Genomic DNA, 12273 nt, shown 5'->3' with positions numbered 1-12273 from the left:
GGCCGGGCCAATATTTGCGGCATGAAATGGAGGAGCGGTTGCCGGTGGAGCGGCGCGCTGGCCCTAGGGCTGGCTTTGGGGGCCAGCTGCCCGGTGCGGGCCCAAACGATGCTGCGCGTGGCAGTGCCCGCCACTACGCCGGCCGGCCCTATTTACGTGGCCGGCTCGTTCAACGCCTGGCAGCCGGCCGCACCGGGCTTCGCGCTCAGTCGCCAGCCCGATGGCAGCTACCAGCTCACGCTGCCCGCCACCGTGCGCGGGCCCCAGGAGTTTAAGCTGACGCGCGGCAGCTGGGCTACCGGCGAGGCCGACGCCAGCTTTCAGGCGGCGCCCAACCGCCACGCCGACTTTGGGCCCGGCCCCGCTACGCTGCCGCTGCAAGTAGCCGCCTGGCAAGACCAGCGCCCTACCAGCGCCCCGCCGCCCGCGCCCAAGCCCCATACCCTCACGGGCAACGTGCGGGTGCTGACCGACTCCTTTAAGCTGCCGCAGCTGGGTGGGCGCGCCCGCCGGGTGTGGCTATACCTGCCGCCCGACTATTCGGGCATGAGTTTGCGCCGCTACCCGGTGCTGTATATGCAAGACGGCCAAAACGTGTTTGACGACGCTACGGCCTACAGCGGCGAGTGGGGCGTGGATGAAACCCTAGGGCAGTTGGGGGCCAGCGGCGCTAGCACTGCCGGCTGCATTGTGGTGGCCGTAGACAACGGCGGCGAGCGCCGCCTCGACGAGTATTCACCCTGGCTTAATACCGAGCTGAAGCACGGTGGCGAGGGTGATGCCTACGTCAACTTCTTGGCCTTCACCCTCAAGCCCTACATCGACAGCCACTACCGCACCCTGCCCGATGCCGCCCACACCGCCATTGCGGGCAGCAGCATGGGCGGCCTCATCGCGCTGTATGCGGGCCTGAAATACCCGATGGTGTTCGGGCGGGTGGGGGTGTTTTCGCCCGCCATCTGGTTTGCCAAAGACTCGCTACTGAGCTACGAGCGCCGCCACCGGCCCGCCCCGCTCAGCAGTCGCTTCTACTTCGTGGCGGGCCCGGCCGAAAGCGAAACCATGCTGCCCCTGATGACGGCCGCCCGCAACGGCCTGCTGGCGCGGGGCGTGCCGGCCAGCCACCTCGCCTTCAAGGCTCCGGCCGACGGGCAGCACAGCGAGTGGTTCTGGCGGCGCGAGTTTGGCCCCGCTTACCGCTGGCTGCTGGCCGAATAAGGCAATGGGTTAATGTGAAAATGTATAAATATACTATTTTCTGATTATCAAATATTTATAAAAACAGAACGTCATGCTGAGCCTGTCGAAGCATCTCTACCGCAGCACTAATCTTAACGATTGAGTTTAGTGACGCGGGAGAGATGCTTCGGCAAGCTCAGCATGACGTTTTTCTGCTCTCATGTTTTCAAATAACTGATTAGCAGCTACTAGTAGCTTTAATAATGTGGAAATAAGCGGAAATAGATTTTTCCGTATCCTTGCATTCCTGAATTTTTACATTCTACATATTCCCTACATTAGCACATTTTCCCATCTATTCCTATATTTGCCACCGTATGCGCCGCCATTTACTAGTCATTATGTGCCAGATTAACCGACCCAAACCGGGTTTCGGAATCGCGCGTAGTGGCCGGCTGCCATGGGTATCAAGCAACTAAGATGCTACCGCCCCTTCTCCTCAGCTAAACTCCTAAAGCCCGATTCCAGCCCGACTGGAATCGGGCTTTTTTTTACCCTTCTCTTATTTCTTAGGCTATGACTCTGCACCTGCTTGCCCGCCCCCATCACCCCGCCGCGCCCGCCTCGGCCACGGTCTGGAAAATGCTGTTTGATAGGCAGCAGGCGCTGCTACACCGCTGGGCGCGGCCCGAGATAACGCGCGCCCTGGCCGAACTGGGGTTGCGCCGCGACGCGCTGCCCAACCCCACGGCCCTGGCGCAGTTGGTGCACCAGCGCACCGGCTGGACGCTGCTCTTCACGGGGGCGCCGGTAGCCGAAGCCGCCTACTACGCCGCCCTGGCCCGGCGCGAGCTGCCGGTAGTATCGCGCCTGCGCACGTTCAGCGAGTTCGACCAGCCCCCCGGCGGCCCCGATTTGTTTACCGATGCGCTGGGGCGCCTGCCGCTGCTGCTCGAAGCCGGCTATGCCGACGCGCTGCAGCAGCTAGGCCAGGCGTGGGCGCTGGCCACCACGCCGGCGGCCCTAGGGCTGCTTCGCCGCTTCGCCCGCGCCACCTTCGAGCTGGGGCTGCTGGCCGGCGCGCCCGGCGCCCGGCCCCAGCCCTACGGCACGGCGCTACTCACGGCGCCCGGCCCGCTGCACGCCCTGGCCGCCGCCGAAGCCGCTCAGCTGCGCCCCCTGGCGGGCGCGGCGCGGTACCTGGCCCTGCAAGCCGCCCCCGGGGCCGCCCTGCTCGCCGAAGCTTCCGCGTATTTCGTGGCCCAAAGCTGGGCCGAGCTAAGCGCCGAGCTGCACCAGCTGCGCCAGGAGCTGGCCGCTACCCAGCGCCCGGCCTTAGGGCCCCATACCACCTCCGCGCCTAATGTGTCGGCCACTGGCCGCGCCCAAGCATTTGCCGCGCGGGTATCAAGCTTGCGGCAGGTGGAGTAAAGGTTCGTTAGGCAGTTTTGGTTAGAGCTACCATCGACTGAAAAGAACGTCATGCTGAGCTTGTCGAAGCATCTCTACCGCGTAACTAATTCCAAACGTTAGGATTACTTACGATGGAGAGATGCTTCGACAAGCTCAGCATGACGTTCTTTTCAGTCGATGGTAGTGTCTTTTGCCTTTTAACCCAGCTGCTGCCCTAGGCCTTCAGGCGGGCTTTGAGGTAAGCCAGGGCTTTTTGGTGGGCGTCGGCGGCCAGGGCCTGGTTGTACTTGGGGTTCGAGGGGTTGGCAAAGGCGTGGTCGGCGGGATACTCCTTCACCGTTACCTTCTTGCCGGCGGCGGCCATGTTCTTCTCAAACTGCGCCACTACCTCGGGGTTTATCCACTTGTCCTGCTCGGCAAACAGCCCCAGCACGTCCGAATTCAGGGTCTTGAGTTTAGCCACGTCTTTTTCGGGCATGCCGTAGTACATGACGCAGCCCACCGTTTGCTTGCCGCCCAGCAAGGCGCTCTGCAAGCTCCAGCCGCCGCCAAAGCACCAGCCGATGCTGGCAAACTGCGCCTTGGGGCCCGCGTACAGCTCGGCGCCCTTAATGATGGCCGTGGCGCGGTCGGTGGTGACGGCTTGCATCAGCTTGCCGGCTTCTTCGGGGGTGGTGGCCACCTGGCCGTCGTAGAGGTCGAGGGCCAGCACGTTCACGCCTGGCAGCTCCTCGGCATACTTGGCCGCCTCCTTCTTGATGTAGTCGTTCAGCCCCCACCACTCGTGGATAACGAATAGGTACTTGTTAGAGGGCTTGGCGCTCTTGATTTCAAAGGCGTGGCCGGTTTTGCCGTCGGGGGTTTTGAACTCAATAGCTTGGCCGGCGCCCTCGTAGCGGTAGGGCAGGGGCGCCTCGTGGCCGCCCGAAAAGTCCTTATTAGCGGCTAGCATGGCGAAGGCCTCGGTAGCGTTGGGGCCGCCGGCGGGGCGCACGCAGCAGCTCAGCGTTTGGGCCTGGGCGGTGGCGAGGCCTAGGGCTGCGGCGGCGAGTAAGAGCAACTTTTTCATAAAGGGGAGTGAATGGGATGAAACTGTTGGGGCAACCGGCCTAGGGGGCACAGGTTTAGTAGTTATTAAAAAAGGCGGTCATGCTCATCTGGCGTCCGCCTGCCGAAGCATCTCTACCGCATCGTTGAACGGCGTGGTAGAGATGCTTCGGCAGGCGGACGCCAGATGAGCATGACCGCCTTTTTTGACTGCATTAGCCTAGCAGTTCCCCCGCGCCTACCGGCCGCCGGGTGGGCAGTACTGGTGCAGGAAGTCGGTATAGGTGGCGGCTAGGTGGCGGCTGGTACCCTCGCCCTCCGAGATGCTGTGAGTGCGGTTGGGGTAGCTCATCAGGCTGAACACCTTACCCTGGCGCACTAGCTCGTTTATCATCTGCTCGCAGTTGTTGTAGTGCACGTTGTCGTCGCCGGTGCCGTGAATGAGCAGCAGGTGCCCGCGCAAGCCCTGCACGTGGGCCAAGGGCGAGTTATCCACGAAGTAGTGCTTATCCTCGGGTAGCAAACCCATGTAGCGCTCCTGGTAGATGTTGTCGTAGTTGAGCTGGTTATCGACGGCGGCGATGCTGATGCCGGTTTTGTAAATCTTGGGGTACTGCATCAGCAGGCTGAGCGTGCTCGAGCCGCCGCCGCTCCAGCCCCACACGGCCACGCGGCTGGTATCGACGTAGCTGTTTTTCAGCACTTCGAGCGCGCCCATGGCCTGGTCGCGGATGTTGAGCTTGCCGATGTTGTGGTAGATGGCCTTGCGGAATTCGCGCCCCCTAGGGGCCGGCGCGCCCCGGTTGTCGAGCGAGGCGTAGATGTAGCCATCGTCGGCCATGTTGCCTTGGTAGAGGCGGTTGAGGCCCGTGCCCACGCGGTCGACCACCGTTTGGCTGGCCGGCTCGCCATACACCATAAATACGATGGGGTATTTCTTCTGGGGGTCGAAGTTGGTGGGCTTCACCATCCAGCCATCGAGCGTCACGTTATCCACCGTTTTCACCTGGAAAAACTCCACGTTGGGCAGCTTGAAGCCCGCCGCGCCGGGGCGCGCCGCGGCCGGGCTGCCGCCTAGGGGCTGGTGGGCGGGCAGGCTCACCACGTCGGCCACCGGCAGGGTGCGGCTGCTGGAGAAGTTGTGCAGCGCCAGCTTGCCGTTGGGCGAAATGTCGTAGCTGTGGGTGCCCGCCTCGGCGGCCGGCGTCACGCGGGTGGCCGAGCCGCCCTTCAGCGGGGCGCGGTAGAGGTAGCGCTGGGTGGCGTTGGTGGGCGAGGCCAGGAAGTAAAGCTGCCCGCCCTTCTCATCGATGCTTTCGAGGCTAATAACGTCGTAGTTGCCCGGCGTCAGTAGTTTCTCGTGGCCCTGGCGGTCGATGGCGTAGAGGTGGCGCCAGCCGTCTTTCTCGCTGCTCCACACAAACTTCTGGCCCTTGTCAATCCAGTTCCAGCCCACGGCGCCCTCCTTGGCATCCACCCAGGCCTTGTCGGTTTCGGTATAAATGGGCTTGGCCGCGCCGGTGGCGGTAGTCACCAAGATTAGCTTACTCTCGTTCTGGCGGCGGTTGAGCTGCTGCACAATCAGCTCGCCCGGCCCGGCCCACTCCATGCGCGGCAGGTAGTGCTGCACGGCGTCGCCGGGGATGTCCATCCACTTAGTAGCGCCGCCCGCGGCCGGTACTACGCCAATGCGGCAGCGGCTGGGGTCTTCGCCCACCACCGGGTATTCCACCGGTACGGTGTAAGGATAGAGCTTGCTGGTAGTATTCAGCATCAAGTAGTTGGGCGTTTTGCGGGCGTCGAGCTGCCAGTAGGCAATACTCTGCCCGTCGGGCGCCCACCGGAAGCCGTCGCGGCAGTCCAGTTCCTCCTCGTACACCCAGTCGAAGGTGCCGTTGATGAGCTTGTCGGTGCCGTCGCTGGTAAGCTGCGTGATGGCGTGGTCGGCCAGGTTTTCCACGTACAGATTGTGCTCGCTCACGTAGGCCACGCGCCCGCCGTCGGGCGAGAACTTGGCAAACATCAGCGACGACACGGGCCGGCCCTTGCCCAGCTGGCTGAGCTGCTTGCTGTCGAGGTCGTACAGCCAGTAGTCGCCGCGGGTGTCGTAGCGCCACACCTTCTGGGTGTTGGTGTTGAGCAGCACCCGGCGGCCCGAGCCCGACAGCTCGAAGCGGCGCACTTGCAGCGGCTCGCTCTGGCCGGCCGGCGTGAGCTGCTGCTTGCTGATGAGCACAGTGGTTTTGGTGGGCGTGCGGGCATCTACCAGCACCAATTCGTTGTTTTGCACCCGGCGGTAGCCGTAGCCGTCGGCCGTCCACTGGGTGCCGGGGCCCACCTGGGCCTGGGCCGCCGGGACCGCGGCCAGCAGCCCTAGGGCCAGCGCCGCCATCGCAGGGCGGAAATGAATGAGGGTCATTAAAAGGGAGGGATTTTTTAGCTTTTTGCTTCGCAAAGATGCGGATTGGGTGCTGGGGTTGCCGTGTGCCAAAGCGTATGTAAAAAGAACGTCATGCTGAGCTTGTCGAAGCATCTCTACCGCGCAAGTAATCCTAACGACTAGGTCTACTTGCGCGGTAGAGATGCTTCGACAAGCTCAGCATGACCGCCTACGTAGGCTGCTAGCCAGTACCCTAGGCCCCCGTTTGCACCACGGCGCCCAGCTCGGTTAGCAGCGAGAACAGGCCCACGTAAGTGCGGTTGAGGTACACAAAGTGGGCCGAACCGCGCGGCTCGCGCTGCTGCTTAAGCTGCTCGTCCTGCATCAGGTCATCCCCTAGGGCATACAGGCTCTTGAGGTAGGCCGGGTCGCCGAAGTCGAAGGTGGCCTGGCGGAAGGGGCGGCCTACCAGTTCCAGCGACTGGCGCAGGGTGCGCAGGTACATGGCGCGCAGGGCGGGCGGGTCGGTGGGGCGCAGCACGTGGGCCTCGGTCAGCAGGGCTTCGAGGCGGGCGGGGTCGCCTAGGGTATCGGGGGCTAGCAAGGCCAAAAACTGCTGCTGCTCCAGCGCCGGCACGTCCTTCACGCAGCCGAAGTCGAGCACGCCCACCGTGCCGCCCTCGGTGTCGCTGAAGAGGAAGTTGCCGGGGTGCGGGTCGGCGTGGAGCTGGCGCAGCTCGCGCAGCTGGTACATGTAGAAATCCCACAGCGCCTGGCCGAGCTGGTTGCGCACCTGCTGGCTGGGGCTGGTGGCCTGAAACTCCTGCAAGTGCTGGCCGGGCAGCCAGTCCATGGTGAGGATGCGGGCGGCCGACAGGGCGGGGTAGTAGCTGGGAAATTGCAAGTGGGGCAGGTGGCCGCACTTGGCCGCGATGGCCTGGGCGCGGCTCAGCTCCAGCTTGTAGTCGGTTTCTTCAAGCAGGCGGGCCTCCACCTCGGCCAGGTAGGGGCGCAGGGTTTCCTCCTTCAGGCCCATGATGCGCAGGGCCACCGGCTTCACCATGGCAATGTCGGAGCGGATGCTGGCGCCCACGCCGGGGTACTGCACCTTCACGGCCAGCGCCTTGCCCAGCTTGCGCGCCGCGTGCACCTGCCCGATGCTGGCCGCCTGCCGCGCGCTCATGTCAAACTCGTCGAACACCTCCTGGGGCGAGCGCCCAAAGGCATCGCGGAACGCCTTGACCACCAGCGGCCCCGAGAGCGGCGGCGTTTGGTACTGCGCCTGCCGGAACTGCTCGGCGTAGGCCGGGGGCAGCAGGTTTTTCTCCATCGCCAGCATCTGGGCCACTTTCAGCACCGAGCCTTTCATCTCGCTCAGCGTGCCGTACAGCTCCTCGGCGTTGGCCTGGTGCAGGTCGGCCATGGCCGAGTCGGCCCCCACGGCGCGCTTGGCGTAGTGCTGCACGTAGTTGGCGCCCACCTTCAGGCCGGTTTTGGCAAAGCGGGCGGCGCGGGCCACCTTAGAGGTCGGCAGCGATTCCTGCGGCTGGTTGTGGTCGGAGGGCATAGATGGGTAATAGGCTAAACCAGAACGTCATGCTGAGCTTGTCGAAGCATCTCTACCGCATCGTTGAACGGCGTGGTAGAGATGCTTCGACAAGCTCAGCATGACGTGCTTACTTAATGAATCTTTCGATAAAAACTATTCGTGCTTGTGCAGCAAAAACCGGCCGAAGTCAAAGGCCGAATCCAGCGTATTGCGGCCCACCAAATCGAAGCTCAGGGTAACGGCTTTTTCCACGGCCGCGTCGGTGCGCTCAAAATTGGCCGACTCGTCGCGCACGAAAAACAGCAGGATGAATTGCAGCTGACGCAGGAACAGGCGGCCGTAGTTGTCTTCCAGCATGGGGCGGCGGGCTACCTCGCCGGTACCGTGGCCCTCGCGCAGCAGCTCCGCCACAAAGCGCTTAAACTCGTCCTCAAATTTACTGAGCACTCTTGGGATAACCGCCGGCCGGAAGCGCTGCGAGCGCCCTAGGGCCAGTAGCGCGTAGCTGCGGTTGTTCTTGAGAATTTCGAGCAGCGTGTAATAGAAAGCCAGCAGCTTTTCGCGGGCGCCGTAGCCCTGCCAGGCGGGTTCCTGGCTGGCCTGCGTCAGCGCGTCGCGCCCAAAGTCGGCCCATAGCTCGCGGTCGAGGGCCCCGAACGAGGCGTAGGCGCGGTAAAACTCACTTTCCGAAATGCCTTGCGCATCGGCAAAGGCAAAGACGGTTTTGGGGGCGTGGCCGTGGCGGCGCACGTAGTCGAGGTAGGCGGCTTTGAGGGCAGATGCTTCCATGCCCGTATAACCGCGTTGGGGCGGGCGTAGTTCGGCCGCTTTGGTAGTGAAGCTGACCCTAGCGCAACTTATAGAGCCGCGCCCCAAACAGCGCAATGAAGGCGTAGCACACGATGGGCAGGTAATAAGCCGCCCCAATGTCGTGGTTGGCGATTTTGCCCATCAGAAAAGGAAAGAACGCGCCGCCCGCCACGGCCATCACCAGCACCGACGAGGCCTGCGGAATCAGCGGCCCCAGGTCCTTGATGCCCAACGAGAAAATGGTGGGAAACATGATGCTGAAGAAGAAATTAATCAGCAGCAGCGCGATAAAAGAAGGCCAGCCCCAACCCTGGGCCACCAGCAGGCACATGAGCACGTTGGCCAGGGCGAAGGTGGCCAGCAGCTTGCTGGGGGCAATGTAGTTCATCAGGAAAGTGCCTACGAAGCGGCCCGCCATCATCAAAAACATGAAGCCGGAGAAATACTTGGCCGCCAGCGCATCAGAAAAATGCATTTTCTCGACCCCATAGTTGATGAAGAAAGCCCAGGTGCCGCCCTGCGCCGCCACGTTCAGGAACTGCGCCACCCAGGCCCAGACGAAGTGCCGGTGCTGCAGCAGCTTCCGGGCCGGGGCCGCGTGCAGCCCCTCCTCGGCCGTGCCGCTGTAGAAGCCGGCTTCGGGTTCGGCCGGTAGTTCGGCGGCGTGCACGTCGTGCAGCGGCGGCACCCGCACGAAGGCAAATGCCACCCCAATAGCCGCGATGACGCTACCAATGGCTACGTAGAGCGTTTTCACGGAGCTTAGGTCGCCCGCGATGTGCGTGCCGCTCAAAATGAAGTGGCTGCCAATCAGCGGCCCAATGACTGCCCCTAGCCCGTTGAACGACTGCCCGAAGTTGACGCGCCGGTCGCTGCTAGCCTGCGGCCCCAGCGCGGCGATGAAGGGGTGCGCCACTGCTTCGAGGGTGGCTAGCCCGCACGCCAGCACAAACAGCGCGCCCCGGAAAAACCCAAACGAAGCCGCATCGGCTGCCGGCACGAATAGGAACGCGCCCACTGCGTACAGCCCTAGCCCCAGCAGCACGCCCTTCTGGTAGCCGTAGCGCTTCATAAAAAGCCCCGCTGGGATGCCCATGACCGCATAAGCCCCAAAAATGGAGAACTGCACCAGCCCCGACAGCGCCTTGCTCACGTGCAACACGTTCTGGAAGTGCTTGTTAAGCACATCGCCCATGGTAATGGCAATGGCCCAGAGCATGAACAGCGACGTGACAAAAATCAGCGTCGGCACGTATTGGCGCTCCGTGAAGGGCGCTTTTGTGCCGGTGGCGCTGGGCGCGGCGGGTGAGTAGGCAGCGGAAGCCATTGGGTGGGGAGCTGGTGAGAAAGTCTGGCAAGTAACTACTGGCCAAGGTATTTCTCACTGCTCGCGGCTCCGCGCTACTGCTGCTGCAAAAACTCCAGTAGCCCCTGGCCCTGCCAGTTGCCGTCGAATTTCTGGCCGTTTACAAAAAAGGAGGGCGTGCCGTTGACGCCGCTGCGGATGCCGCTCTCAAAATCGGCTTCTACCTTGTCGGCTGCGGCCTGGCTTTGCATGTCGCGCTTGAAGCGCTCCACATCCAGCCCTAGGCGCTGGGCGAAGCCTTCGAGGTGCTGGTCGTCCAGTTGGTTCTGGTGCTCATAGAGGGCGTTGTGCATCTCCCAGAACTTGCCTTGCTGGGCGGCGGCCTCGGCAGCCAGGGCGGCGCCCTGGGCCTGGGGGTGCACATCGGGCAGCGGGAAGTTGCGGAACACGAAGGCCAGCTTGTCGCCCAGCGCCTGCTGGGCAGCTTTGATGGCCGGGTAGGCCTCGCCGCAGTAGCTGCACTGATAATCGCCGTACTCAACGAGCTGCAGGGGGGCATCGGCCGGGCCCTGGCGGTGGTCGCCGGCGCCGATTTCTGGTTGGAGGTGGCTCATGGTTAGATTTATGCGTGTAATGGGTGAGTGGATGGCCGCCCGGGGCCTAGGGTTGGCCGCCGTCGCCGTCGAGCTTCTCCAGCGCCTCCAGGATGCCGTCGGCGCCGGGGTTCACCTCGTTGGGCGACACGTAGGCCCAGCGGATAACGCCCTGCTCGTCGAGCACGAACAGCGCCCGCTGGCTGGTGCCGCCGGCCTCGTCGTACACGTCGTAGCGCTTGGCCACCGCGCCCTTGGGCTCGAAATCGGCCAGCAGCGGGAAGTGCAGGTGGCGGTCGTCGACGAACGCCTGGTGGCAGAAACGGCTATCGACCGAGAGGCCCAGCAGCTGGGCGTTGTGCTTCTCGAAGAGCGGCAGCGCCTGGCTGTAGAGGGCCAGTTGGTCGCTGCACACGGGGCTCCAGTCGTTGGGGTAGAAGGCCAGTACCACGCGCTTGCCGCGCAGGTCGCTCAGCTTCTGGGTGTGGTCGAGGGCCGAGGGCAACTCGAAATCGGGGGCCGGGGTGCCAGCTTCCAGCATGGTAGTAGGGGAATAGTACAAGCTACTTGTACGCAAGGCCGCCGCAAACAGCCGGGCGCCGCTACTTGCCCCGGCCCTTGCGAATCAGCTCCAGGGCCCGGTCGCGGCCCTCTTTCAGGTCCACGATGGGGCTAGGGTACTTATCGGTGCCGTACTCAGGTACCCACTTTTTCACGTATTCGTAGTCGGGGTCGTACTGCTTCTGCTGGCTGTCGGGGTTGTAGACGCGAAACCAGGGCGCGGCCACGGCGCCGGTGCCGGCCATCCACTGCCAGTTGCCCACGTTGTTGCTCATGTCGTAGTCGAGCAGCTTCTCCGAGAAGTAGTGCTCGCCCAGCGTCCAGTCGATAAAGAGCTGCTTGACTAGGAAGCCCGCCGCCACGATGCGCGCCCGGTTGTGGATGTAGCCCGTCTGGTTAAGCTGGCGCATGCCGGCATCTACCAGCGGCACGCCGGTGCGGCCCTCGCACCACGCCTGGTAGTCATTAGGCGCGTGGCGGTAAGGCAGGTGGCGCATCTTGGGGTCGTAGGCTTCGGTGGCGGTATTGGGGTGGTGCCAAAGTAGCATCATGAAGAAGTCGCGCCAGATTATCTCGTTCAGCAGCTTCTTATTCAGCTCGTTGGCCTGCTGCATCAGCGCCCGCGGGCTGATGGTGCCAAAGCGCAGATGCACCGACATGCGGGTAGTGCCGTGGTCGAGGGCCGGCGTGTCGCGGGTTTTGTCGTAGTGCTCCACCACCTTGGCGGGCGGCAGCTTGGCCGGCGGCGTGTACTGCTCGTGCCGCTCGAAGCCCAGGTCCTGGAGGGTGGGCCGGCTGGCGTCGCCGCGGGCAGGGCGGCGCAGATTCTCCTTCTTGAACAGCCGCTTTGAGGGGTGGGGCTTGAAATCCTGCTCGGGCTTGAGCTGCGCCTGCCAGGTTTTGGAGTACGCCCCAAATACGTGGTGCGGCTTGCCATTCTTGGTTAGCACCTCGTCCTTGGCAAAAATCACCTGGTCCTTAAACGCCTGAAACTCTACGCCGTGCTCCTGCAGCAGCTTGGCCACGGCCGCGTCGCGCTCGGTGGCGTAGGGCTCGTAGTCCTCGTTGGTGTACACGGCGGCCAGGTCGTAGTCTTTCAGCAACTGCCGGAACACGTCGAGCACCTTGCCGTGCCGGGCCAGCAGGCCACCGCCCGCCTCGTGGGCCTCCTTGCCTAGGGCCTCCACGTGGTCGAAAATGAACGTGAGCCGGGCATCGTCCTTGGGCAGCTTGTCTAGAATTTCCTTATCGTAGATGAAGAGCGGCAGCACCGGCTCGTCGCGCTGCAAGGCCGCCGCCAGCCCGGCGTTGTCGTCGAAGCGCAAGTCGCGCCGGTGCCAGAAAAGGGTAGTTTTCATTGGTTAGTTGTCAGGTGCTCGTTGTCAGTTATCAGTAAAAGCACGTCATGCTGAGCTTGCCGAAGCATCTCTAACGC

10 protein-coding genes are annotated in these 12273 nt (G+C 63.3%); 2 read left to right on the top strand and 8 right to left on the bottom strand.

All coding sequences use genetic code 11. The features are described from left to right. Positions 1 to 21 precede the first annotated feature (21 nt). Both HHL22_RS08890 and HHL22_RS08885 read left to right on the top strand, forming a co-directional pair. A complete protein-coding gene (locus HHL22_RS08890; protein ID WP_169530562.1) occupies positions 22 to 1218 on the top strand; it encodes an alpha/beta hydrolase in 1197 nt (398 codons plus the stop codon). 537 nt (positions 1219 to 1755) lie between these two features. Further along, positions 1756 to 2610 (top strand): hypothetical protein, encoded by an 855-nt coding sequence (locus tag HHL22_RS08885; protein WP_169530561.1) that lies wholly within the window; start codon positions 1756 to 1758, stop codon positions 2608 to 2610. Between the two features lie 196 nt (positions 2611 to 2806). Here the strand turns inward: HHL22_RS08885 and HHL22_RS08880 are convergent, their stop codons facing one another. From HHL22_RS08880 to HHL22_RS08845, 8 genes are all read right to left on the bottom strand, one after another. Then, positions 2807 to 3661: a dienelactone hydrolase family protein gene (locus HHL22_RS08880; RefSeq protein WP_169530560.1), complete on the bottom strand. Its 855-nt coding sequence runs from the start codon at positions 3659 to 3661 to the stop codon at positions 2807 to 2809. 216 nt (positions 3662 to 3877) lie between these two features. Continuing rightward, positions 3878 to 6058, bottom strand: a complete 2181-nt coding sequence (locus HHL22_RS08875; protein WP_241737996.1) for a S9 family peptidase — start codon at positions 6056 to 6058, stop codon at positions 3878 to 3880. A 214-nt stretch (positions 6059 to 6272) separates the two neighbouring features. After that, positions 6273 to 7586, bottom strand: coding sequence for an ABC1 kinase family protein (locus HHL22_RS08870; RefSeq protein ID WP_169530559.1), 1314 nt, complete (start codon positions 7584 to 7586; stop codon positions 6273 to 6275). 135 nt (positions 7587 to 7721) lie between these two features. Next, positions 7722 to 8357, bottom strand: a complete 636-nt coding sequence (locus HHL22_RS08865) for a TetR family transcriptional regulator C-terminal domain-containing protein (protein WP_169530558.1) — start codon at positions 8355 to 8357, stop codon at positions 7722 to 7724. 58 nt (positions 8358 to 8415) lie between these two features. After that, the gene (locus tag HHL22_RS08860; RefSeq protein WP_169530557.1) at positions 8416 to 9705 is read right to left on the bottom strand and encodes a sugar MFS transporter; all 1290 of its coding nucleotides are present in this window, start codon (positions 9703 to 9705) and stop codon (positions 8416 to 8418) included. A gap of 74 nt (positions 9706 to 9779) precedes the next feature. After that, the gene (locus HHL22_RS08855; RefSeq protein ID WP_169530556.1) at positions 9780 to 10298 is read right to left on the bottom strand and encodes a DsbA family protein; all 519 of its coding nucleotides are present in this window, start codon (positions 10296 to 10298) and stop codon (positions 9780 to 9782) included. Positions 10299 to 10344: 46 nt separating this feature from the next. Continuing rightward, positions 10345 to 10818 carry a redoxin domain-containing protein gene (locus HHL22_RS08850; protein WP_169530555.1) on the bottom strand — a complete coding sequence of 158 codons (474 nt, stop codon included), beginning with the start codon at positions 10816 to 10818 and terminating at the stop codon, positions 10345 to 10347. A gap of 61 nt (positions 10819 to 10879) precedes the next feature. Next, positions 10880 to 12196: a cryptochrome/photolyase family protein gene (locus tag HHL22_RS08845; RefSeq protein ID WP_169530554.1), complete on the bottom strand. Its 1317-nt coding sequence runs from the start codon at positions 12194 to 12196 to the stop codon at positions 10880 to 10882. Between the last annotated feature and the right edge of the window lie 77 nt (positions 12197 to 12273).

This window comes from Hymenobacter polaris (assembly GCF_012927305.1).
GTDB lineage: Bacteria > Bacteroidota > Bacteroidia > Cytophagales > Hymenobacteraceae > Hymenobacter > Hymenobacter polaris.
This window is presented reverse-complemented; position numbering and strand designations above follow the sequence as displayed.

Excerpts from the sequence above, each read along its gene's own strand:
- HHL22_RS08855 (WP_169530556.1), bottom strand. The coding sequence starts at position 10,298 with ATGAGCCACCTCCAACCAGAAATCGGCGCCGGCGACCACCGCCAGGGC.
- HHL22_RS08890 (WP_169530562.1), top strand. The coding sequence starts at position 22 with ATGAAATGGAGGAGCGGTTGCCGGTGGAGCGGCGCGCTGGCCCTAGGG.
- HHL22_RS08875 (WP_241737996.1), bottom strand. The coding sequence starts at position 6,058 with ATGACCCTCATTCATTTCCGCCCTGCGATGGCGGCGCTGGCCCTAGGG.
- HHL22_RS08870 (WP_169530559.1), bottom strand. The coding sequence starts at position 7,586 with ATGCCCTCCGACCACAACCAGCCGCAGGAATCGCTGCCGACCTCTAAG.
- HHL22_RS08850 (WP_169530555.1), bottom strand. The coding sequence starts at position 10,818 with ATGCTGGAAGCTGGCACCCCGGCCCCCGATTTCGAGTTGCCCTCGGCC.
- HHL22_RS08845 (WP_169530554.1), bottom strand. The coding sequence starts at position 12,196 with ATGAAAACTACCCTTTTCTGGCACCGGCGCGACTTGCGCTTCGACGAC.
- HHL22_RS08865 (WP_169530558.1), bottom strand. The coding sequence starts at position 8,357 with ATGGAAGCATCTGCCCTCAAAGCCGCCTACCTCGACTACGTGCGCCGC.
- HHL22_RS08880 (WP_169530560.1), bottom strand. The coding sequence starts at position 3,661 with ATGAAAAAGTTGCTCTTACTCGCCGCCGCAGCCCTAGGCCTCGCCACC.
- HHL22_RS08860 (WP_169530557.1), bottom strand. The coding sequence starts at position 9,705 with ATGGCTTCCGCTGCCTACTCACCCGCCGCGCCCAGCGCCACCGGCACA.
- HHL22_RS08885 (WP_169530561.1), top strand. The coding sequence starts at position 1,756 with ATGACTCTGCACCTGCTTGCCCGCCCCCATCACCCCGCCGCGCCCGCC.